Source organism: Mucilaginibacter mali (assembly GCF_013283875.1).
Classification (GTDB): Bacteria; Bacteroidota; Bacteroidia; order Sphingobacteriales; family Sphingobacteriaceae; genus Mucilaginibacter; species Mucilaginibacter mali.
This window is the reverse complement of sequence record NZ_CP054139.1, coordinates 1,430,156-1,455,542: the sequence shown is the minus strand read 5'-3', so window position 1 is coordinate 1,455,542 and position 25,387 is coordinate 1,430,156. Positions and strand designations below refer to the sequence as shown.

Genomic DNA, 25,387 nt, shown 5'->3' with positions numbered 1-25,387 from the left:
CCCGGTCAGTTGGTTTTGAACTGGTAAGTATCCGAAGTTGAGGCGTTTCCCTGCGTGTCCCTGGTGGCTACCCGCCAATAGTACTGTGTGCCCGCAGTTACAGGTACATTATTCAGGAACATATCGGTAACATTGTTCTTATACAACGGCGGGTTGCTGCTTGTACCTAAGTATACATCATAACCGGCAATATCATTTTCGGTACTACTGCCCTTCCACGTTAAATTGATATTCCCTGCGCTGATGGTCGCGGCAAAGGCAGGAGCGGTTAGCTCGGCCGGGAATGGCGCATAATCCACCACAGCAGGGCCTGCATTATAAAATTTCGATATATCACTCTGTGTAGTAGCAGAAGCGCTCAACGATGTAGAAGTTACATACCACGAGTAGGGCGTATTCCGGTCCAGTGTGGCTTGTGTGCGGTTAGTTGTTACATTTTGTTGTACAGTGGCCGCAGTTAACAGATTCTTGATGACAATGGTATAACTATCTGTATGATCGGTGGCCGTCCAGCTAAAATCGATCACGCTTTGCGTGTTTGAAACTACACTACCGGTAGTACAAACCGCGTTTGCCGCAGGCAGCAATAAACTGCTTTTTCCCGGCACTATTACAGCAGGGACCGGATCAGGGGGGCTATCTGATTGCTTCTTTCCGCAGGAAGAGGCGAAAAGCAGCGCTAAAAATAACAAGCAAATGTTCTTCATTTTTTAAATATCTTAAATATCCTCGTCCCCGCATCGGTCCGTAAGTGGAGCGAGTAAACACCGGTATTTTTAATGCTACTTACATCCAGCCGGATAGTACCGCCGGGGGTATTGAACTGCTGCTGATATACCCGCTGGCCAAACAATGTGTAGATCTCTACGGTAGCGGTGCTTGTCTGCTCAAAGCCCAGGTTTATACTTAAAGTATCGCCAAAAGGATCGGGATAAGGCAATACCTTATCTTCCACCACCACAGATTTTTCAATGATCCCCTGGCAGGCCTTGTCTGTCGTAACGATCAAATGATTGGTACCGGCCTTAAGCGGTAGTGTAAGTATGCTATCGGTGACCGTACTTTTTACCCCGTTCAGCTGGATATAGTAAGTGGTTCCACCTGTTAAGGTAAGGTTTATAGCATGCTGATCGGGCGTTACAGCCGTATAAACCGAGAGGTCTTTGGGTTCACTGATTACCAGGGTATAGCATTTTTGATAATCGGGTTGTCCTGCAACGGTGATACAAACATTATAAGTACCCGCGGCCAGTTTATCGACCAGCCCGGTAGTTGTAAAGGATACAGAATTATTTAGCGCGCCACCCGTTATGGTAGCCGTGTATGCCAGCGACCGCTTAGCGGTAATATTGATCGCACCGTTAGCCGATCCTCTACAGGTAGCGCTGGTGGCCGATACCTTAAAATTGTCTGCCGGCAGGCTGAATACCGAGGCAACCTGTATTGGGACTGATGTTTGAGTGATCGCATTGATGCTGACGCCGACCGTATATGCCCCGCTTTGTGTTGCCGTATAACTGGCTGATGTAGCATCAGTAATAGCCGAGCCGTCCCTGAACCATTGATAGGCATAACCATTGACAGGGCTGGTCGTCAATACAACACTGTTCCCGTTAAAAAAAGTAGTAGGCCCACCGGCTGTAATGACTGGCACCTGCACCACCGGATAGTTCGGATAAGTAGCTGTGCCATTCGGCCCGGTAACCGAAACGGTCCCGGAGGTGCCCGACCCGATCACAGCCGAGATGCTGCCATTGCCGTTGATCGTGAACGAAGCTGCCGGCGTATCGCCAAAGTATACCGAAGTTGCATTATTGATATTGATACCTGACAGCACAACGGTAGCGCCCGGCTTTGCTGCCGCCGGCAATATGCTGGTTATCTGTGGCTGCAGGGAGACTGTCAGCACCCCCGTGGCATAAGTGATGGTATAGTTGGCCGCCACCGCACCGGCTGGTGTAATAAAATACCCACCTGGGTCTGAACTGTAAGTCGCTGTGGTTGTTGCTATTGGCATAGCAGCCAGGCTGTTCACATCCTCGTTATTAACAAAACCGGTATAAGTGAAGGTAAACGCCGGATTATCGGCATGATAGGCCCTGGACACGTTATTGGCCTTAATGGTTAAAGGCGCTTTATTCACCTGTAAGGTTTGCGTCAGCGAGCCAGACGTACTCCCGTTAAATATTGCCGTGATATTAGCGGTACCGGCCCCCACAAGATGTATCTTACCATTGACGAAGGTGGCAACCCTGGTATTACTGCTGGTATAAGTGATCTCGCCGGTAATTGATGCGGTAACCACTGGGCTAAAATCGGCCGCGCCATAGGTTTTTGCCGGCAGTGCACTGAATGACAAGTAAGTAGCGCTGACCGGGAAGGTCAGCTGATCGGTCCCCCCTTCGACATTGGTAGCTGTAAGGGTAACACTAATCTGTCCTCCAGCAGGAACAACAGTGCCCGCTGCTGGTGTTTGGGTAAAGGTCACTTTGCTGTTAGTACAGTTATTGGTGGCTGTGGCCGTTACGGTATAATCGGGTAATAAGGCATTTCCTGTGCTATTGGCAATCACATGCTCATTAGGGTAACTACTGGTAATCGCAGGCGTACTCAGCACGGTCACAGGGATATCGATACTGGCATAAGTAGCCGCCATGGCGTTCCCAATATTACCATCAAGCGGTGCCGTACTGTCTCCAATAGAGGTCATTACGCCGGCCGGCGTTACCTTGATTATCCGCCCATTGGTCGTATCTGTAAAGTAGATATTGTCCGACGCGTCGATGGCCAGGCCCGATGGGGAGATATAACTGAAAGGGTTCAAAAAATCCAAAAAAGTGCTCAGGTTGCCGTTGGTATCACACTTTGATATCCGGCCGGTATAATTGAAAGACTGTGAAATAAACAGGTTCCCCTTCGAATCGAAACCTAAGCCAGTTGGGCTGATCACGTTAGCCACATAGGTGCTAACCTGGCCCGAAGGCGTGATGCGGATAATCCTGGAATTGCTGCGGTCGGCCGTGTAAACATTACCCTGCTTATCGCAGATCATCGCGTTCGCCACGCCCAGGTCAAGAGAGGTGCCGGTGGCGTTAACAGATCCTGTGCCCGCGATAGTGGTAACTACTCCTTCAGGGGTAATCTTCCGGATATTGGTATTTACGCCCCCGGCGTAAACCGTGCCGTCGGGCGCTACCGCTACAGCATAAGGCATATCTATACTGGCCAAAGTGCCGAAGCCGTCATTATCCCAGTTTTGGCTGCCGGCAAGCGTGGTAACCACACCGGTCGAAGTGATCTTCCGGATGCTGTTATTCTGATAATCGGCTACGTATACGTTGCCACCTGCATCTGTAGCGATGCCGTAGGGCGAATTAAAAAGCGCCGCGGTTCCCGTACCATTCGCAAAACCCTGGCCTCTGCCCCCCGCTAAGGTACTTACGTCCCCTGTGGTACTAATCTTCCGGACGGATGATAAATTATTTTCTGTAAAATAAATGTTCCCCGCCGGGTCTATCGTGATGCCATAGGGCCGGTCAAACCTAACAGATGCCGGGGTACCCTGCGCGTTACTCGCGGCGCTGACCTTGATGGTTTGCGGCCCCAGTGTAGAACAGTCGAGCACCGCGGGTGCAAAGGTAAACACTGCGGCAGGGCTATTCGCTTTAACCAGGTCTGCCGCTACCAATTTTTTGCTGGTTGTCGCTTTATCCAGTTTCAGCACGATAGGCCCGGTATTGGCGGTGAGTTGAATTGGCGAAGCCGTTGCTGTAACGTTAAATACTTTTTCGTCCTTAGCGCCGGTATCGTCTGTTGCGGTTATGGTAACGGTTACCGCCGTGTTTGGCGGCAATACCGTACCTGCCAGTACAGATTGAGCAACCTTTATACCGGCATTGGGGCAACTGCTGCCCACATTTGCCGACGACGCGTAGTCGGGCATCAGCACTTTGCCCGAGGCATCGGGAGTAAGCGTTATATTATTATATACGGTGTTTATGGCCAGCCTGCTTTTCACATTAACCGGCACCTGCATCGAAAAGACCCGGCCATTATCACCAGCGCTTAAGTCGCCGTTCGAAAATCCGGCCATGCCGCTGCCTGCAAATGTGGACACTACACCATCTGGTGTAACCTTCCTGATTTTATGCGTGTTACCCTCAATCGCCAATACGTTGCCTGAGCGGTCCGCAACCATACTAATGATGTTTAAAACGGAAGCGCCCGCGCCAATGCCGTCTTCTGAAGCCGGGGTCCCGCTGCCTGCTAACAACTCGCCATAGGCGTTAGGATATTTATATTTTAATAAGGCCCTGCTGTAGTACGAGTATACGTAACAATTATGCTGGCTATCCATCATCACCTTGTCCGCGCTGTAAAACGTCAGCATTGTGGTCACCGTATTATTGGGTTGTATCTTCAACAACCTTGTCCGGTCGGCCACCAGTACATTGTCCTGTTCATCTACAAATACACTGTTGATCCCATCAAAAGATACGTCCGGGGCAATCCCCTGGCCCAGGTACGGCGTCCCGTGTATATTACTTCCTGCCAGCATGCTGAACACGCCTGTAGCGCTTATTTTGTAAACGCAAGAGCCATCACCGATAAAATAGATATTCTTACGACTATCGATCGTCATCGAATATATATTCTCGGTTGGATAAGTGGCAATGGTAGTTACCATCCCGTTCACATCAATCTTACACAGGCGCTTGTACCAATTATCTCCCACATATACATTTCCCTCAGCATCTACCGCAAGCCCAACCGGGTACCCAAAACTCGCGGTAGCAGCCGGTCCATCCGCCGATCCCCTATAGCCATTTCCGGCGTAGGTGGTCACCAATCCCGTGGTGCTGATCTTACGGATAACATAATTTGCGGCGTCAGCCACATAATAATTACCGGCTGCATCCATAGCGATACTGGCGGGGCTGTTGAAGGCTACACCCGCGTTCAGCGCATTACCATCGGTAGATGTGATAGTGATATTTTGCTTGCCCAGCGTAGCGCAGTTAAGAACGGATGGCGTAATGCTGACAGGTGGGCTCAGGCCCTTACTGTTATTGGATATTTTAGCCAGGTCGGATAACTGCACACTCCGGCTGCCGTTGGCCGCCAGGGTTAGTGTAACAGGCGTTGTAAGCGGATTGATGACGGGACCGGTGATGGCCAGTGTTGCCGCCTGATAAACCAGCTTATAATTACGGGCGGAGCCACCACTCAGCGTGATCGGGTATTTTCCCACTACCGAATTTGCTGTGGCGGTTGTTGTCGCTTTCGGCGGATCGGTGATCTGGTATTGATTATCATCGTTCACAAAACCCAGGTAATTTAATGAAAAAGCAGTGGGCACCTTGTCCAGGTAGGCAATGGAAACATTACTGGGGGTAACAATTAGGTCTGCAGGGGTTACGGTGAATTGCTGGGTAACCGATGCCGAACCGGTTTGACTGACTGTGATGGTGGTTGTACCCACGCCGCGCACCTTCACATAACCGCTGGCATCAATAGTAGCAACATCGCTGTTGCTACTTGTGTAAGAGACGGGTTGAAAGCTTGTTGTTTTGGCTACATCCACCTGGTAATATGAAGTACCATATTTAACGGTTGCCGTTGCCGGTACTGATAAGGCCTGCGCTACTGCCACTTTAGTGAATACCACGGTATAAGTACGTTGTGTAATTCCATCGGCAGCCGTAACAACGAAACTAAAGGTATTGTCGCCGGTGTTAAGTACCAGGTCGTTTGTTGCTGTACCGCTGGCGACAACTACATTATTAACTTTTATGGTGGCACTTCCAACCGCGGCAGTGGCGGTAATCGTCATTGGGCTGGCATTGCTACCGATAAGGAATTTATAGTTCAAACTATCGGGATTAAAAGCCGGCGTAAGGTTGCCAAATTTCAGTTGCAGGTTGCTCAAACGGGCGTCGGAGTTATTGATAAAGCCGAGCGTCTTTGTTTCGGTATTACTGCCAATAGCCCCATTATTCAAAACAAAGCCGATGGTTCTGTCAGACAGGTCAGGGTTAGTGGTATTTCGGTTAACATAGGTGACGGCTTTTAGGGCCGCCTGCCATTGTGCAATGCTTGCACCCGCCACTGATGAAAGCGACAAAACACCATTGCCTGTATTGAATTTAGCGGTGATATCCCCCATCGAAGCGGGATTCGAAATCAAAGCCAGGACATCGTTACCTGCCACGAAATTAGCGATGGATATTGTACCGCTGCGCGGCTTTGAATTTCCGGCGTCGGCCACAGTTATTCCGGCATCAACAATTATTGGCGCGGGCGCTGACGTACTGGCGTAATTAAATATCGTTTTACCCGTGCTTGCCTTAATCTGTAGTGTAGCGCTCAGCGGGTCATTACGATAAATAACAATGGCTTTGGTTGTGCTGTTAAGCCCGGCTATATCAGGCAGGCCGTCGCCATCCACATCAACCATTTCTACCCGACCGGCCAGCGTACCTGCAATATCCGTGTGGGGAGCAAATGATGCGGCCCCAATGGTTCCGGCCGTTGCCTGATTGCGCAATATACTAATGCCCGCGCTGGTGTTGACAACGATATCGGGTTTACCATCCCCGTCTATATCGGCAATACTCAATGCCGCACCCGCCGCCGTGGTGTTATAAACTGCCTTAGGAGCAAACGAACTCGCCGAAATGCTGCCTTTTACCGCGGTATTGCGTAAAACGTATACTTCATTGGCGGACTGGCTTGCGATAACCAGGTCGGGATTGCCATCTCCGTCGATATCGGCCACTTTTATTGCATAGGGGGCTGTTCCGGTAGCGAAACTTACCTTGGGGGCTAAATTATAATTGGGATTCCCGTAAAGGGGTTGGTCGCTCACATTCTGATATACCGAAACAACGGCCTTGTCCCGCTCCGTCACGATCAGATCGGGCCGGCCATCTCCATCCACGTCAGCAATGGCCATACCGCCGGGCGAACCCTGATTGGAAACGGTTCTGCCCTTATACGGGTCGGCCGACATGTAACTGTAGTCTAAAATCAGGTTGGTAATAAGCGAAGCGGTGGACGGACTTAGGCGCCCAATATCCAGCTTGCCATCAAGATCAACATCGGCAACCAGGTTATAATAATTCCCATCCTGGTTTTTATAGCCTGCGATGGCACCGAAGGAAAAGTTTCCCGGCCTGGAATTATTCAGGAGGATCAATATCTTGCCGCTGTCATACCCTATCAATACATCCGGCTTGCCATCGCCGTTCATATCGGCCGAGTTAATACTGGTGATCGGTGAGTTTGAGGCCACCTGTATGCTAACCGGCGGGCCGAATGAGGCTTTAGTTACCTTGCCTGCCGAAGCGATATTAGGATAAATGTATAATACTTTGTCACCATCTTCCACCAGAAGGTCCGGCTTACCATCGCCATCAATATCGTTAAAGGTAAAGGCATTAGCCAGGAAGCTGTACGTCGAATTACCAGAGGGGATTTCCACTGGTGTATCAAAATCTGTAGCGGCAATGCTATTTTTACCAGAGAAGGTGGGATTAAATGGCAAGCGGCTAAAAGCGGTTAGGGCCGCGGGTGTGTTGGTTACGCTGATGGGTTGATAAGCTGCGCCAGCAGGTACGGTTACCTGCAATTGTGAAGCGTTTGCCGAAAGTATTTTGGCATTTACCGTACCAAATGTCACCGTGTTTGCGTCCTTGTCGCCATTAAAATTATTCCCGCTAATAGTTATCGTACTCCCAACCGGGGCGCTGGACGGTATTACGCCTGTTATAACGGGCGGCACGTCGGTGGTGATATTACGCACAATTGAAATAACCCCGTTATTGGGATTCACTGTTATCATATCCGGCTTATGATCGCCGTCCATATCGGCGATGGCCACCGCCGATCCGTACTGGGTAACATATCCATCGGTTAAAAGGCTGCCGGCATCTATAAAACCTTTGGTCGAAGTATTGGTCAGCAGCCATGGTGGATACATCCGACCGGCACCCAAAAAAACATCCGGCCTACCATCACCATTCATATCGCCGATCGCGATTGCGCCCGGTGGGCTGCTTTGTACGTTAAAACCTACCGGTGCAGCAAACGAACCTGCGTTAAGGACACCCGGCGTGGCGTTATTTTGATATACGATGAGTTTGGCATACGAAGTGGTAATTAGCAAGTCCTGTTTTTGATCGTTATCCAGGTCGGCAAGGGCTACCGCGACAGGAGCTCCCTCGGTATACTGCATTTCAAAACCAGGGGCAAACAAGGCTGTGTTAACTCCATTGCCGCCGGCATTTCGGTAAATAGCGATATTATTATCATTACCTACACCAAGGACTGTATTGGTGATTACCATATCCGGCTTGCCGTCGCCGTCTATATCACCGGTAGCGATGCTTGCCGGCGAAGAGATAACCGGGAGATCTGTTTTACTAAAGCTGGCATTAGTAAAACCACCGGGTACCGACGCGTTCCGCAAAAACGAAACGGTATTATCAGCCTGGTTAGCCACCAGTATATCAGGTTTCCCATCGCCATCCATATCGCCGATGCAAAAGGAAAGCGGCATGGCACCGACAGGATAATCCATACGTTGGGCAAAGGAATTTGTATTGATATTTCCTGGCGCTGCCGTATTACGAAAAACAGATATCGTTCGGTCGGCAATATTATTCACCACGAGATCCGGCCTGCCATCACCATCCATATCATAAAGCTTTACCGCTGATGGTTGCTTGCCGGTGGCAAAATCTGCCTTTATAGCAAATGAGGCATCATTAAAAAGAGTGCCTACTGTGGCGGTATTACGCATAACCGAGATCACATTGGTCTCCGAATTAGTGAAGACAAGATCGGGCCTGCCATCGCCATCAATATCGCCCGCTGCTACTGAAAGCGGCCCGAAAGCCCTGGTAATATTAAACTCCGGATCAAGCGCGGGCTTGTTTCCCTTATTACTGGTACTGAAGGTGGGTATAAACGCGGCAGCCGAACTGCCTGATAGATGGTTATCGCTGTTCAATACCGAAATATGATCGTACGTGGCACCGGCTGGCACAATTACCGTCAGGCTATTGGCTGTTGCCGCCGAAACCGTAGCTTTCGAAGTGCCAAAAAGCACCAGGTTTCCGGCCGCGCTTCCATTAAAATTGGCCCCAGAAATGGTTATGGTTGCCCCAACATTTGCAGCTACCGGGTTAAAAGAATTAACCACCGGCGCTTGTGCAAATCCGGAAAAGGTGATAAAGATCAGGAAGTAATAAAGTAGAGGTTTGACCACAAAAGATATTTTTACCAAATATAATATTATTACACAGATAAGGATATAGGATTCTTTTACTTATCGCCCGATGGGGTGCCGTAACTCCGCTATCAATGTAGTTCAAAGAATGACAGCAAAGTACAACAACAAAGTAAATCGATTTGAGATACTACCCTGTTCTAATTAAGGCTAAATAAGTAAACTTTGGTTAATCTAATATGGTATATGAGGCACTTCGCTTGCGCACCTCCCTACCCAAGCTTTTTCCGCAACCATTTCCTAACCGGCTCGTCATACCATTTTAGCGTGGCATAGGCCAAAAGTATAGCGCCAATTAAAATCATTAAGGCATAAGGCCATACCTGCGCAATGGTTACCCCTTTATGATCGCTGATCCACGCGACGTAGAAATAAACCAGTGTGTAATGTACCATATAAAGCGGGTAGGATATACCACCTAAGAACTTGCATATCCGGTTTTCCCGCTGCGTTTTAATCACCCCGCTGGCACCAAGGTATACGATCAGCGGAAAAATGATGATGATACAAACAGATTCATAGATCCCGTTCATCCAAACATGTTCGGCACCGCCAATGCGCGGCATGTAAAGTATCACAACCAGCAGCGCGCTGCACCATAAAAAGGCATGTTTAACTTTAGCGGGCTTCATTACACGCGAAAGCAGCAGCCCGGCAAAGAATGGATATATGGTACGGGTTATCCCAATGCGCACTTGCGGTACGTTCAATGTCCAGCCGCCACTCACATCGCCGTTGGTGATGGCCAGTTGCGCGAGTGCGATAGCCGCGATAACCACCAGGATGCTTAACGCCGTTTTAGAGAATTTTCTGATACCGGCAGCATAAAGGATGTTAGCGATATATTCAAAAAATAACGACCAACCTACGCTGTTCAGCGGGTGCATCTCTTCCCAGCCCCGTATATCAAGCGATAAAGGTACGGGCAGGATGGTATAACCGATCAGCATCACCAGTAGCATCTTCCAGGCCGGAATGGTGTGGATAAGCGGCCACAATGTAGAGTCGGTAAAATAGAACCCGATGGCGCCTATGGTCATCCCCAAAACCACCATGGGCTGAAGGCGTTCGATACGGCGTTTGAAAAAGCTGCCTGTGGTCATTTTCGTCCAGCGGTCGTCATAAGCATAGCCGATAACAAAACCAGATAATAAAAAGAAAAAATCGACCGCCAGGTAGCCATGATTAACCAGTTTATCTAAATTACTGGTAGATAATGGCTCGCCCAGGTGAAAAGTTACCACGATAATAGCCGCGACACCGCGAAGGCCATCTAATATTGGATAGTGTGGCTTGGTGGCCAACTCGTTATTGTTCATTAATAAAATAGATTGCAGGCTACGAAATAAACCGGCGCAAAATAGGAAAACGATGCATCGCTATCCAACCGGGCAGGAAAATATTCGTATCTTTCTTTTCAGGGAGTGAACTATGCTGAGCTGAACCTATGTTTAACTATGGTTAACTGATCCGCCGAACCGATCGATCAAAACAGCTTGCTCCTTTATTTATGCCGGTAAATTCCGGCACTTTATTCAACGGCGCAAACGCTTTATATCTAACCTACTCATTTTCACCAAAGTAATCTTTATTTCCTTCAGCGACATATTTATTCATCTAATTGCATTATAACTCTTTGTTATCGCCGGATAATTAATTAGTTTTACTGCTAACATATGCCTTACACTTGCGCTTAAAATACATCATCCTGATAGCCGTAATTCTGCTCTGCATTTGCGGGGTGTTACTGTTTGCTTTGTGGAACCCTTACCCCTCAAGGTTTAAAGATCCGCAAAAAAAAGCCGTTTATATCCGCTACGAAAATGGGCGATATGCTCTTTACCGCTTCGGCAAGCCGTTTACGGTAAAAGGTGCCGCTGGCAATACACATTTACCCGAATTGCAGGCCGCCGGCGGAAATACCATCAGAACCTGGGATGAAACCAACCTCGATTCGGTTCTTGCCGACGCTGAACGGAACCAGATAGCGGTAATAGTAGGTTTGTTTATGCCGTATAACGATAACATGGACGCCTTTTATAACAACGATGCCAAGGTAGATAGCCTGTTTAAACGATATCAAAACGTTATCCGGAAATACCGTAACAGCAAGGCAATTTTATGCTGGTGCCTGGGTAACGAACTAGCCTACCCGGTTAAACCGCAATACTTCAAATTTTATGGGGTTTTTAACCGCTTTATTGATATGATCCATAGCGAAGACCCGGATCACCCGGTAACCACCACGCTGATCAATTTCGAAGACCGGTACCTGCTCAATATCAAACTGTGGACACATATTGATTTTGTTTCGTTCAACATCTTTGGCGCGATAAGACACCTTAGCCAAGACCTCGACAACTTTCATACCTGGTGGCGCGGCCCTTTCCTGATTACCGAGTGGGGCATAGATGGCCCATGGCCCGGGCATGAGCAAACTGCCTGGAATGCTTACATCGAACAAACCAGCGAAAAGAAAGCCGAACAATACCGCGAACTATACGAGCGCTATATGCCGCAAAAGGAGGCCGGTTTCCTGGGGTCGATGGTGTTTTATTGGGGCTATAAACAGGAAACAACCCCCACCTGGTTCAGCCTGTTTGATAAAGACGGCAACAGATCGGCCTCTGTTGATGTGTTACAGCAGCTATGGACAGGCCGGCCGGCCCCTCACCGTGCGCCTAAAGTTAAATATATGCTGGTTGACGGAAAAGGTGCTAAAGACAACCTGTTATACAACCCCGGAACAGTGATCAACGCACAGGTTTACATGCAGGACAGCAGCAGCAATTTGAGTTACCGTTGGTTTTTACAACCGGAAGACTGGTTTCGTGTACAACATTTTTACAACCAAAAAGAAAAGCGCTCGCTTGATGAATTTACCATCAGCGCCACTGCCGATCGTTTTGTGTTTCGTGCGCCCACAACTGAAGGGCCTTACCGTGTTTATGTTTATATTTATAACGACAAGGGCTACTTTGCCACCTGCAATACGCCTTTTTATGTGGTTAGCCCCAATACCCCGCCGCTCAAATGATCAAACCACCTGATAAAAACCAAAGGCGTAGCCTGCGGCTAATGATCCTGATCGGCATTGGCTGCATGGCTTTCTTCGCTTATTACCTGCTTCAGCCGGCTGCGCGTGGTTACCGGCCGCTATACGCCTTACTGATCATTACTTTTGCCTTTACCGCCGCAAAAGTGCTATACGAATGGTACCACTACTGGACCATTAAAATAGATACTCCTCCCCCGCCCGGCAAGGCTTTTACGGTAGATATTTTTACCACCTTTTGTGCCGGTGAACCCTACGAGATGATTGTTGAAACGCTGGAAGCAATACAAGCGATCACTTATCCGCACCAGGCTTATCTGTGCGATGAGGCCGACGACCCTTACTTAAAAGATATTTGCCGTAAACTGGGTGTGCACCATGTAACCCGTATCGAAAAAGTAAATGCCAAAGCCGGCAATATCAACAACGCGCTCAGGCATTCCAATGGGGACTTATGTGTAGTGCTGGATCCTGACCATGTGCCCTCTCCCGACTTTTTAGATCCTATTGTTAATCATTTTAACAACCCCGAAGTAGGCTTTGTACAGATCGTCCAGGCTTATTTTAACCAGGACCAGGGTTGGATAGCCAAGGGCGCGGCCCAGCAAACCTACCAGTATTACGGCCCGATGATGATGACCATGAACGCCTATGGCACCGCCCAGGCCATTGGCGCCAATTGTACCTTCAGGCGTGCCGCGCTGGATTCTATCGGCGGCCACGCGGCCGGTTTGGCCGAAGATATGCACACTTCTATGCAACTGCATGCCAAAGGTTGGAAATCGGTATACGTACCCGCGGTATTATCACGCGGTTTGGTACCGGCTACCCTCTCTGCTTATTATAAGCAGCAACTCAAGTGGTCGCGTGGGGTGTTCGAATTGCTTGTAACTTCGTATATCACCCTGTTCCGCAAGTTTACCTGGCGACAAAAATTGCACTACGGGCTGGTGCCCATGTTCTACCTGTCGGGCTTTATCTACCTGCTCAACTTCCTTATCCCTATAGCGGCACTTTTTGCCGATGTTTATCCCCTGCGGATGGATTTTTCGGTATTCGCTATCGTAACCGTTCCATTTATTATGGCCGTGCTGCTCATCAGGCATTTTGTACAGCGCTGGGTGATGGAGGACCAGGAACGGGGCTTCCATGTTATCGGTGGTTTATTGCTCATCGGTACGTGGTGGGTATTTATTGTTGGCTTTGTTTACACCATCATACGCAAAAAAGTACCTTATATCCCCACCCCCAAGGATGATACCGAAGAGCGGAACCTCGGCATCAATTTGCCCAATATCGCTATCCTGGGCTTGTCGGTAGCCGCCATTGGTTATAGTTTATATAACGATTGGAACCCCTTTACCATCATCATGGCCGGCATTTGCAGCATCAACTGCTGTTTCATGGTGTTTATGCTGATGGCCAGCCAACAGCTTCAACTGCGGTCGTACCAAAACCGCCACAGCGGGCTTTCGGCCGTGCGCAACAGTATTGGGGAGTTTAAACGCAAGTTCTGGCTGTTTCGCAGGCGGATCTATTCCGTGGTGCGAACTATTAGCCTCCCTTTAATGATCGCGTCTATCTGTTTGTCTTATTACGCAAGCAAACGCGCGCAGGAAGGCGATTCGCCGGTACTGCCGCCTGTACATAAAAATGTATTGTTAAGCGGCATTTTCGATCCCGCTAAAGCCGGCGATGGGCTGACGGCCATGTCGAACGTAAACCATCTTCAGCAGGGCGGGAAAGTTCACTTTGATATCGTTTCCGTTTACCTGTCATGGGGCGATCAGCCTAAATGTTTTGTGCCGGCCGCGCTGATGGATAGTATTTATCGCAATAACTCTACCCCCATGATCACCTGGGAACCATGGCAAAATCTGTTCTCAGGCTTTGCGGGCCAAAAGGATGAATCTGTATTTGCCCACATACTGGCCGGTAAATACGATGATTATATTACCCGCATGGCCGGGCAATTGCGCGCGCTTAACCGCCCGGTGTTTTTACGCTTCGCGCATGAAGCCGATAACCCGGCTTACCCATGGTCGGCTGCGGGTAAAAATACACCCGAAGATTTCAAGGCCGCCTGGAAATATGTGCATAACCTGTTTATAGCGAATGGCGCCTGGAACGTAACCTGGGTATGGAACCCATGGACTCCCAAAGCTGCCGAGACCTATTTCCCGGGCTATGCATATATAGACTGGATAGGTATCACTGGTTTAAACTATGGAAAGTATGGCATAGATGGCCGATCCTGGTCGTTTAAGCAAATATACATGCCTTATCACCGGCTGAAGATCATGAAATGGGGCATTCCGGTAATGATAGCCGAAATGGGTTCCGTAAAAGAAGCTGTCGATCAAACCGCGTGGCTGCAGGCCGGTATCCAAAGCACCCGTTATAGCTTCCCCGAAATTAAAGGCTTGGTATTGTTTAACTCGGCCTTTGATCAGAATGTACCTAACCATAGTGTTGCCAGTATTAACTGGCGCCAGGATAATTTGGCCACCTTAAAGTCTTTCGGCAGCGCACGTCCGTTACAACAGCAACCCATAGCTGCCGCGCCGCGTAATATCCCCCGTTCAACAGCCAGCATTTTCTCCGGAGATACCAAAGGCGTGCTTTACGCGAAGGGGCAGAACTGGTATGGCAATACATACGCCATTACGCGCCGAACTATTGTTAACGATTTTACAGCCATACGCCAGGCCGGCCTGAACACCATAAAAATTTACGGCCCCGGCATCTACGATCATATTACCCTACAGGCCGCCCGCGAAACCGGCCTGAAGGTTTACTACAGCTTTTGGGTACCCGATCCGGCCCTGCAAATGGCCGACAGCGTTTACCTGGCCAAACTTGCACGAAATATCCTCTCGACCGTAAACGACCATAAAAACAACCAGCTGATCCAGTGCTGGAATATCGGCAGCTGCACACTGCAGCAAATGAACGATGTTTACCTGCAACCCGAACTGTTTTACCGCCGCCAGGCTTATACCACGTGGCTGAAGAACCTGGTGCAGCAAATTAAAAAAGCCGATCCGGGCAGGGCTGTTACCGTTGATGTGAAAGTAGCCGGCGATATGCGCCGCACCGTTGCGCAATTGCACGACCAGGTGCCGCAAATAGACGCGTTTGGTTTGGTTTGGAAGGATAGATTGAAGGATTCCACATTGATCGGCAAATTGTCTGTCCCTTATTATTTCAGTAATGTAAATCCTGATTTTTATTTTCAGTACAAAAGCCTTTCAACCGCCGCCATTCTTGCTAACTGGCAGGACCAGCAAACCGCGTCGGGCGTTACTTTTGACGGATTGAAAGATATGCAGGGCCGTTCTAAACTGGCATTTGACGAATTGATAAAGCATTGGGGCGCAGGCACCCATGTTAACCGTCTGCCCGAAATTAAGATCCTGCGCCCATCGGCGGCTACCGTACCCGACGATGTGCTGCCTTATAACGCGCTTGTTAAAGATCCGGGCGGCTGGAAATTCGCGCAAAGCGTACAAAACGGGCTCCGTTTTGAATGGTACCAGGTACGTACAGACAGGTGGGGAACGCCGCTAAAAATGGTACACCTTGGCGATGGCCCGTTGTTAAACTACAAGGTACCCGAAAACCCACGGTTATACAAGCTATACCTGGTTGCTACAGACGGACAGCGGGTAACTACTGCATATTCTATATTAAACATCCCATTGCAACATGAGGAAGTACCGGTTGAAGATTAATCGTGCCACACTGATTGGTATTATTGGGCTGCTGTTGCTGGCAGCCGTGATAGTTAAAGGCCCGGGATATGTGCGTAATACTTTTTTCGATCAGTTTACTGAACGGAATAACGAGCCTGTGCTGGCACTTTTTAAACACGGCGACAGCACTGCCACACGGCTGACCGGCATGCCGCACTATACCCTGTATTGGAAAAGCACAGCCATAAAATTTAAAAACAGCGGTGAACTATTGCGCCTGCTCAAAAAAAGCGATGTGCTGCTCAGTATAGAGACCTGGCCACAGGCTTATGCCGGGCCATGGTATACCGATGCCCTCACCGCGATACTTAAAGGTAGCTTCAACCGCCAGCTCGATGAGCTGGCAGGCCTGATCAAGCAAAGCAGCCACAGCATTTATGTAAGGTTCGATCCGGATATGGAAGTACCGGTATACCAGTTTCCGTGGCAATACCAGTCGGCACCGCAATACATCAGGGCGTTTAATTATATGGCTGCAAAATTAAAGCAGGCCGCTCCCGCCGCGAAGATCATTTGGGGGCCAAGCGGTTTCCCCGGCGATTCTGAATTTTGGCCGGGAAACAAATATGTAGATCTTATCAGTGTAACACTCGGCAGCCAATCAGAGCAAACATCGTCTGCTTATCCTTATCAGCCCCAGCTACCAGGCATGCTGTTTTCCAAACTTCACAGGTTACGCTTTATGGATAAGCCGGTACTGGTATTAGGCGGGCAAGCCAGCGCTGCATCGCCTTTACAGCCCGATTGGTTAAAGCAGCAGGTTAGACAGGAGAGACGATACGATACTACTGTTTATTCACCAGCAAACTTTATTACGACCGATCCCGATAAACCGGTACGGCAAAAACTAAAAGTTGGTGTGTTCGACCCCAATCGCAGGCTGATCAATAACCCCAACGTAAGCATCGAACATATTTTTACCGATATGGGTGAAATTGAGCGGGGCGAACTTAAGCTTCGGTTCGATTCTATCCTTGCGCGCCATCATGATGTGGTGTTAACCGTTGAGCCATGGAAGGATACCATCAAACGGCCTGACCCTAACGTACTGCAAAGTACGCTGGATGGCCGTTTTGACCCGGCGATCCAAAAGTTGTATCAGCTGATCAGCAATTGCGGGCAAACGGTTTATCTGCGCTTCGCCCACGAAATGGAGATCCCCATTAAGCGCTACGCCTGGCAAAGTAAGGATCCGGCTACCTATATCCGGGCGTTCCGCTATTTTATGCAGGCCGATAAAATCCACGCCAAAAATATCAAACGTGTTTGGGGCCCCGCCGGCGACCGTGGTTCGGCCGATTGGTGGCCCGGAAGCGATGTGGTTGATTATATCAGCATTGCCATTTACGGCCTGCCCGATAAAAACATTACCGACCCTAACAAGCAGGAACTTTTCAGCACCATTTTTCAGCGTAAGTATTATCGCATGCGCTTCCTTAACCGCCCGCTGTTTATCACCGAGTTTGGCGTAAAGGGGCCTGAAGATTATCAGCACAAATGGCTGGCCGATGCCGCCAATACGCTGCGGCACAACAAGCATGTTTTTGGCATTTGCTACTTTAATTTATATGATAACCCCAAAACCTGGGGACATATTAAAGCCCCCGACTGGAGCATATCGCCGCAAAACATGCAGTTTTTCTGCAACAGTGTAAACGCCGGAAACTAAAGATATCAGTTAAAAGAAAGCCGCCTGTACTCAAAGTACAGGCGGCTTTCTTTTATCCGGTCAAATCCCTTTTAAAACTTCGGATCGAAGTTGAAATAGATCGGGTTTGATAACGCAACCATGTTACCGGTAACCGCTGCCGAGCGGGGCACCTGCGGGTAATCGGTAGCCGGGCCTTCAACTATCAAACGGTAGTACATGCGCTCAACTAATCTTGGCGTATCGGTAAACTCAACCACAGGGTTGCTGCCTGCCATTTTATAGCTGCCAAACTTACGGCCATCTTTAATTACATTGATGGTATAAGTGCTATCCTTTTTTACGTTTCCTTTAAGTTCAACACGGAATTTGATAGGCTTACCGGTAGATTTGGCGTTATCACCCATCATCATATCCATTTTACCGTCTTCGTTAATATCCGCATAAAACTCAACACGTGGCGCGAAAGGGTTCGCGCTTACCGAAACGCGGCCGTTTACCAAACCATCAACCACACCCTGCGCGTTGCGCTTAGCAGCGAATACCCAGGTTGTAGGGGTACCAATATAGTTAACGTCGCTTGGTCTGTGAACATCGCTACCACCACGAGCAGTTACCCTGCGACCGGAAGCCAGCATATCTTCCCAGATCAGGTTTGAGTTGGCGTTCTTGGTCCATAGGCACGAGTTCCAAACTTCCATCGCGTCAACCATGTCGTACGAAAAGCCGAAGTGATCTTTTGGACCAGCAGGGTGATTAGCCGATAAATGAATACCCAGTTCTTTTTTTACCGCGAGGATATTAGCATCGCGCTGATCACGTACATCATAAAATTTTTGATGATCGTATGGCTTCGCCGAAAAGGTATTACCGTGGCCGCGGGTGGTGGTCCACTCGGCACCATATAATAACAGTACCGAATCTGATTTGAAATCGGGGTCGGCCCAGGTGTTGTGTTCTACATCTCCTAACACATGGTTATCATGATCGGTAATGGCGATGTAGCCAAATCCTACTGATTTAGCAAAGGCAATAATGTCTTTAACCGGGTGGCGTTTAGGGTCATATCCGCCTTCGCTACTATGGCTCGAGTGTACGTGAAGGTCTCCTTTTAACCATACGCCATCGGTAAGGCTGGCTATTGGCGGCAGGGCGCCCAATGGTTTGATCCATGGGTTAACATGATTTTTTGGCAGATACTGTGCCGGCTTTAGGTCTTGTGCAGATACAATATTGCTGATGCCGATGATGGCCAGCAGTGAAAATGCAATGCGAATATTTTTGTACATGTTTTTTAATGTTAAAGGTGATGTGATAATTATTTACCGGGATAGCCGGGATTCTGTGTAAGAGTTGGGCTGCGCACGATCTCCGTTACCGGGATAGGACGTACCAAATACTTAGTATCGATGGCGGTAGGATGATTATGAGCGGTAAAGGCGTTGTATTGCGCGGCACGGGTAAGCAGCGTTCCGGTGCGTTTAAGGTCCATCCAGCGGTTTGATTCACCGAAAAGTTCGCGGGCCGATTCGTCAAGCACATCTGTTATAGTGGCATTTCCGGCAAGCAGGTCGCTGCCTGAAAGTTTGGCCCTTTGGCGCAATTGATTGATCAATGCGGTAGCCTGGGCGCCCTGGCCTTGCTTAACGTACGCTTCGGCCAGCAGCAACATGGTTTCGGCTCGACGGAACACATACGTATCGCGATGCCCTTGCGGATCAACCCCCGCGTTGGTATAAACTACAACGGTAGGGTCGTAGAATTTCCAGATGATGGGATAGATAACGTTCGATCCAAAAAACGTATGGTACTGATTGGGGTTCACTACATAATATGTTGGCTTGTTGGCTGCTTTGTAGGCAGTGATCTCGGCATCGGTCATAGCCACCTGGGGCAGGTAGATCACAACGTCTCCGGTTTTAATGGCGCCATTAGTTCCCGCGGCGTTGTTGGTAGCCGCCACGATATGCCTTTGTAAAAAGCGCTCGGATGCCCTAAAGTCATTAGCGCTATAAAGGTTGAAAACATATGACGTAGGCTGGTAAGACGCGTCTTGCCTCCAATAAGGTGCTGCCAGTGCCCCACCCGGAAACCTATCGGTCCAGAACTTAAATTGCTGGTACAGGTTGTTACCATTTTTGTTGTTCGCATCGGTGCTGGAATAGCGCACCGCGAAGATCACTTCTTTATTGCCAACTGTATATTGGTCGCCGAAGAGTGTTTCCCATGTCGTAAGCGTTGATTTGTTCATGGCTACCTGCAGGGCGCTAACGGCACCTGCCAGGTCGGTAGGCTGCGCATAGGTTTTATAGCTGCGTGTAAGCAACACCTTGCCAAGCAAGTGCTGGGCCATGGCCTGGGCTACCCGTCCGTAGTCGCTTGGATCGGCCGGCAGCTGGTTGATGGCCTGGTTAAGATCGCCCACCATTTGTTTATACACATCTGCTTCCGGGGCACGGGTGAAATTATAGGTAGCGTCGGTCACCTCACTGGTGATCAGCGGCACATCGCCAAATGATTCAACCAGGTTTAAATAGGCATAAGCGCGCAAGGCCAGTAATTCGCCGGTGCGTGTGGCGTACACTTTGGGGTCGATACTGCTTTGTATGGCCGCGCCGCGTGACAGGGCGGTGTTGGCTTTGGTTATCAGATTGTAGTTGTCAGTCCACCAGCTTTGACTTTCGTTGCCTGTAAACACGGTGTAATCGTTAATGGGCAATTGGGTGTCATCTACTACGCCGGTACGGTCGTACATATCGGTACCATACCACATGTGCCCGGTGTTTTGCAATAATGGGCGCAGGTATCGGTAAGTTTCGTTCACCAACTCCTCGTACGAGTCCTGGGTTACGAAGTACTTGTCACTCGTTACCGACGAACGGTTAACTTCGTCCAGTTTACAGGAGTGCGCGAGGATCAGCACCAAAATCGCCGCTATATAAGTGATTAATTTTTTCATGGATTAATAATATGTGTGATTCTTAATGAATTAAAACGCCAGATCGAGGCCGAACATAAACTTGCGTGTCATCGGATAGCCATAGGTTTGCGTGTCCCTGCCTGCTATTTCCGGGTCCCAGCCTGCATAATCGGTAAAGATGAAAGGGTTTTGACACGAAGCGAATACGCGCAACTTGCTAAGCCCTACTTTGCCTATCAAGCCCTTAGGCAAATTGTAGCCGGCGTTGATATAGCCTACCCTTACGTATGCGGTTTTCTGAAAGTATAACACTTCCATCGGGCCTGAAGGTACACCGGGGCGCACCCAGGTACCGCTGGTATTTTGCGGTGTCCAGTAGTTGAGTTTCAGTACGTTGAAATTCTCGTTATCCTCTAACGAATACGACCCATGGAACTGCGAATATGAATATTGTCCCTGGCGGGTAGTTACGGTGAATGCCAGGTCTATATTTTTATATGCGAAGCTATTGGTAATACCACCCGTCCATTTAGGGAAAAGAGACCCTTTAAATACTTTGTCGGCATTGTTTATCGTGCCGCTATTGTCAATATCGCGCACCTTGATACTACCTGGTGCCAGTCCGTACTTTTTAGCGTCTGCCGCTTCGCTTTCGCTCCAATAACCAACCTGGTCATATGTCCACACTACGCCCACGGGTTGGCCCACAAACCAACCGTTGGCCTCATCACGTTGTGAACCATCAGCAAGGCTTACGATCTTGTTGCTGTTAGATGCTACGTTAAGCGATGTGTTCCATGAGAAACTGTCGGTTTTAACATTGGTCGTATTCAGGGAAAACTCGATACCTTTATTGTTAACCGAACCCACATTATCCGTCAGGCTGGTAAACCCGTTAAGTATCGACATTACCCGGTTCATGATAATGCCGTTTGTCCGCCGGTTGTACACGTCTATCGTTCCACCGATCCGTCCTTTGTAAAGTTCGAAATCTACACCAAGGTTAAACTCATTAGTGCGCTCCCATGTCAGGTTTTTGTTTGCAAAGCGTGTTACCGACGATGTATTCACCACACTTGTGGTACCAAAAAGGTACCGGGCATTAGCAACTGTTGGAAAGCTGCTATAAGGCGACACGCCGTTATTGCCCGATACACCATAGCTAAAACGCAGTTTCAGGTTAGACAGGGCGGTTTTGTCTTTCAAGAATTCCTCTTCAGAGATTCTCCAACCCAAAGCAGCCGATGGGAAGAATGCCCATTTATGGCCTTCGGCCAATTTAGAACTACCGTCTGTACGTGCTGTTGCTGTTAACAGGTAGCGCCCTTTGTAGTCGTAGTTAACACGTCCAAAAAACGAACTCAGCTGCTCCTGTATATAATTGGTAGACATAGAGGACATGGTACCTGCACCAAGGTTATACCAATCGTATGCATCGGTAGGGAACGCCCTTGCCGCCTCGGCCGAGGTCATGATGGCTGATTTGTACTGCGATGCGCCCAAAAGGAGGTTTACGCTATGATCGCCCCAGGTTTTATCGGCCTGCAATAAGTTATCCCAGGTATATTTTATGGTACGGCCTGCCTGGTACTGGGCACTGCTATTGGCCAGCGCACCTGCACCGGTTTTTGTCATCGAGCCGATGTACGACGCGCCTTCTGTATGGTTGATGTCGGGTGCAAAGGTGGTGGTAAACTTCAGCCAGTTCAGCGGTTTCACCTCAAGGTACATGTTTCCAAAAACATGCGTGTTGTTAGTTTGCGTGTGCCTGTTCTTCTCTTCTAAAAAGGGATTGGTGATGGTTGTTATACCATCCGGATAGAACTTTAGCGACCCGTCCGCGTTGTACTTATCTGTCAGCGGGTTCAAACGATAGATGGTCCGGAAGGTTTCGGGGCTGGCGCCGGTTGCAATTTCGTAAGCAGTATATATATTGGTCCCTATCTTAAATGTATTGTTTATCTGCTTATTTAGCGCTGCACTCACATTATAACGGGTGTAGCCATCGCCCTCAATCTCGCCTTTTTCTGAATTGATTGCCGCGCCCAGGCTATAAGTAAGCTTTTCGGCGCTGCCATTCAAGCTTACTGCATGCGATTGCGTGTAAGATTTCTTCAGTATCTCATCCGGCCAACTGATTGAATTGCCTGCCTGGTAATTGTTGTATGCCGCCTGACCCAGCAATGTGGCCAAATTAGGTTCGTAAGCCGGGTTGGTATAGTTTTGCCCTTTGCTGCGGTCTATACGATATTGCACCCATTCGGTAGCAGTAGTGAAATGAGGCAAATTCATTACCGAGTTTACAGAAGCCGATCCGATATACTCTACCGAATTTTTGCCTTGCTTGCCTTTGCGGGTGGTAACAATAACAACACCGTTGGCCCCGCGCGAACCGTAGATAGCCGTAGAAGAAGCATCCTTCAGCACGTCGATCCGCTCAATATCGGTAGGCGAAATATCGTTGATAGAGCTAACATAAATACCATCCAACACATATAGGGGTGGGTTGATGCCACTCAGGTCTGTGCCCGATTTAATGGTGTTCTGTCCGCGGATGGAGATATCGAAACCGCCACCAGGCTTGGTGCTTGATGTGGTAACATCTACACCCGGTAACTGGCCGGCCAGCGATTGTATAGCATTGTTGAAGTGCGTAGCCACCAGCTTATCATTAGATACAGAGCTGAGCGCGCCGGTAAGGTCGGTACGTTTCTGTGTGCCATAACCCACAACAACCACTTCGTTAAGCGCCGAAACTGTTTGCTGCATGGTAATGCTAAGGCTGCTGTGGCCCGCGGCTATCTCAATTGGCTTATATCCAATATAGGTGAAAGACAGTACCGCGTTATCATCGGGCACAGTGATGGTAAAATTGCCGTTTACATCGGTAGATGCAACCGCATTGTTAACCTTGCATTTTACTACAACGCCTATCAGCGGCGTACCTTGCTCATCAACCACCTTACCGGTTACAGCATGTGGTGGTGCCGGTGCTTTACGTTCTTTAATAACTACGGCCTTATCCTCGCGGGTTATGGTATAAGTTAAAGGCTGATTGTTGAAAATTTGCGCGAGAGCGTCCTCCAGCTCTGCATTTTTTATATTTACCGTAACCGGTTTGGCGCTTTTTATAAGGGTTAGATTATAAAAGAAATCATAACCGCTTTGATTACGGATATCATCAAAAACCTGTTCGAGCGAAGCGTTGGTTTTTTTCAGCGTAATTTTTTGTGCAAAAGAGGCGGCACTTACCTGTATGATAGCCATTGTTAGTATGATCATCGTAAGTTTCATCATCAACAGGCATTTTTTTAGGGCGCGGGACGAAAAACCATGCCCGACATATAAAAAAGTTTTATACATTTGTTATTAGGGTTTAATCGAAAAATCTTATTTGCGTATTATTTTTTTCCGTTAAAGCGGAATGGTAAGCCCAAAGCACGCCAGTGGTGGTTCCAAGCACCCCTGGCTTTTTTGTGGATTACCGTTTTACCAGGTCTGCTTACTGCATAACGGTAACCCTCCTTCCTTCTACTTTAAAGTGAATATTTCCGGTTAATTCCATGATCTTGAGCGCAGATGACAGATTCTTATAGCGGGAGATCTTTCCGCCGAAACGCATCGACGGATCGATATTGCTTGCATAAATTATTTCCACATTATACCAGCGGGCAACTTTGCGCATAATGCTTTCCAGGCTTTCGTTAAACTTGAAATAGCCGTTCTTCCAGGATATTACGTCTTCCAGGTCCACCTCATTGGTTACTTTTATGCCGGCATCGCTAACCCGTGCCTGCTCGCCCGGTACAATGATGCGCGACTGACCATGATCCGAAATTTTCACCGAACCTTCCAGCAGGGTTGTCCGCATCAGTTGTTCATCATCATAAGCCATGATATTAAAATGTGTACCCAATACCTCAACTACCTGGCTCCCGCTGGCTACCCTGAAGGGTATTTGGGCGTTGTGGGTAATTTCAAAATAGGCTTCGCCCTTAAGCTGTACCCGGCGTTCGTTCCCGGCAAAAAAAGTGGGGTAAGTAAGGCTCGATCGGGCATTGAGCCAAACCCTCGAACGGTCGGGCAAAACTACCTCCCATTGTCCGCCGGTAGGCGCCTCGATAGTATTATATTCGGGTACGGGATCGTTAGTGGCCACACCGGCAGGTAATTCATACACTATTTGCCCCTGCGCGGTTTTGGTGATCTTTATTTTGGATTGCACCGCGATCTGGCCGTTGAGGGAGTCTGTCAGTGTAATTTTCTTTCCGTTGCCCAGTATCAGGATGGCCTTATTGCCGCCGGGCTTAACATCAATTTTTTGCGCGATGGGATTTTTCTGCACCGGTTCAATGCCCGGATAGTAGATAAGCGCGGCAACAGATACGATAAGCAATACCGCAGCGGCTGCCAACGCCGGCTGCCAGAATGCCCGCTTCCTCTTCAGCTGAATTACAGGGGCGCCTGCCATCTTTTGCTGAAGCTCTTCAAAATGCTTATCCCGCAGCGCGTTACGCGAGGCTTTAGCCATCATGATCACTGTCCGCTTCAGGTCTTCTACCTGTACCGCATCTTCGGGGTGTTCGGCCAGCCATTTATTCCAATATCTGACATCGTTATCGTCTCTCCCGAAACAATAATTCAGGAAGCTTTCCTGATGGAGTAGGTGACCGAGGTCTTTTTCAAGCATTTTTGGCAGACTTTGCACAATAGAGCA

At 48.8% G+C, this 25,387-nt stretch carries 10 protein-coding genes; 3 read left to right on the top strand and 7 right to left on the bottom strand.

All coding sequences use genetic code 11. The features are described 5' to 3' along the window. Positions 1-5 precede the first annotated feature (5 nt). From HQ865_RS06285 to HQ865_RS06275, 3 genes are all read right to left on the bottom strand, one after another. Positions 6-707, bottom strand: coding sequence for a hypothetical protein (locus tag HQ865_RS06285; RefSeq protein WP_173414074.1), 702 nt, complete (start codon positions 705-707; stop codon positions 6-8). After that, positions 704-9,271: an FG-GAP-like repeat-containing protein gene (locus HQ865_RS06280; RefSeq protein WP_173414073.1), complete on the bottom strand. Its 8,568-nt coding sequence runs from the start codon at positions 9,269-9,271 to the stop codon at positions 704-706. Before HQ865_RS06280 ends, HQ865_RS06285 begins: the two co-directional genes overlap by 4 nt. 233 nt (positions 9,272-9,504) lie before the next feature. Beyond that, entirely contained in the window at positions 9,505-10,611 is a 1,107-nt protein-coding gene (locus tag HQ865_RS06275; RefSeq protein ID WP_173414072.1) for an acyltransferase family protein, read from the bottom strand. A 368-nt stretch (positions 10,612-10,979) separates the two neighbouring features. Here HQ865_RS06275 and HQ865_RS06270 point away from each other — a divergent pair, with 368 nt between their 5' ends. The 3 genes from HQ865_RS06270 to HQ865_RS06260 are packed head-to-tail and all read left to right on the top strand — an operon-like array spanning position 10,980 to position 17,771. Then, positions 10,980-12,329, top strand: a complete 1,350-nt coding sequence (locus HQ865_RS06270; protein WP_173414071.1) for a hypothetical protein — start codon at positions 10,980-10,982, stop codon at positions 12,327-12,329. Further along, a complete protein-coding gene (locus tag HQ865_RS06265; protein ID WP_173414070.1) occupies positions 12,326-16,081 on the top strand; it encodes a glycosyltransferase family 2 protein in 3,756 nt (1,251 codons plus the stop codon). The genes HQ865_RS06270 and HQ865_RS06265 overlap by 4 nt, the downstream gene beginning before the upstream one ends. Next, positions 16,056-17,771 (top strand): glycoside hydrolase family 26 protein, encoded by a 1,716-nt coding sequence (locus HQ865_RS06260; protein WP_173414069.1) that lies wholly within the window; start codon positions 16,056-16,058, stop codon positions 17,769-17,771. The genes HQ865_RS06265 and HQ865_RS06260 overlap by 26 nt, the downstream gene beginning before the upstream one ends. A gap of 71 nt (positions 17,772-17,842) precedes the next feature. Here HQ865_RS06260 and HQ865_RS06255 read toward each other — a convergent pair whose 3' ends face one another. From HQ865_RS06255 to HQ865_RS06240, 4 genes are all read right to left on the bottom strand, one after another. Then, positions 17,843-19,039, bottom strand: a complete 1,197-nt coding sequence (locus HQ865_RS06255; RefSeq protein ID WP_173414068.1) for a CehA/McbA family metallohydrolase — start codon at positions 19,037-19,039, stop codon at positions 17,843-17,845. Positions 19,040-19,068: 29 nt separating this feature from the next. Continuing rightward, positions 19,069-20,709, bottom strand: a complete 1,641-nt coding sequence (locus HQ865_RS06250; protein WP_173414067.1) for a RagB/SusD family nutrient uptake outer membrane protein — start codon at positions 20,707-20,709, stop codon at positions 19,069-19,071. A gap of 30 nt (positions 20,710-20,739) precedes the next feature. Then, positions 20,740-23,967: a TonB-dependent receptor gene (locus HQ865_RS06245; RefSeq protein WP_173414066.1), complete on the bottom strand. Its 3,228-nt coding sequence runs from the start codon at positions 23,965-23,967 to the stop codon at positions 20,740-20,742. 205 nt (positions 23,968-24,172) lie between these two features. Next, entirely contained in the window at positions 24,173-25,360 is a 1,188-nt protein-coding gene (locus HQ865_RS06240) for a FecR family protein (RefSeq protein ID WP_173414065.1), read from the bottom strand. Between the last annotated feature and the right edge of the window lie 27 nt (positions 25,361-25,387).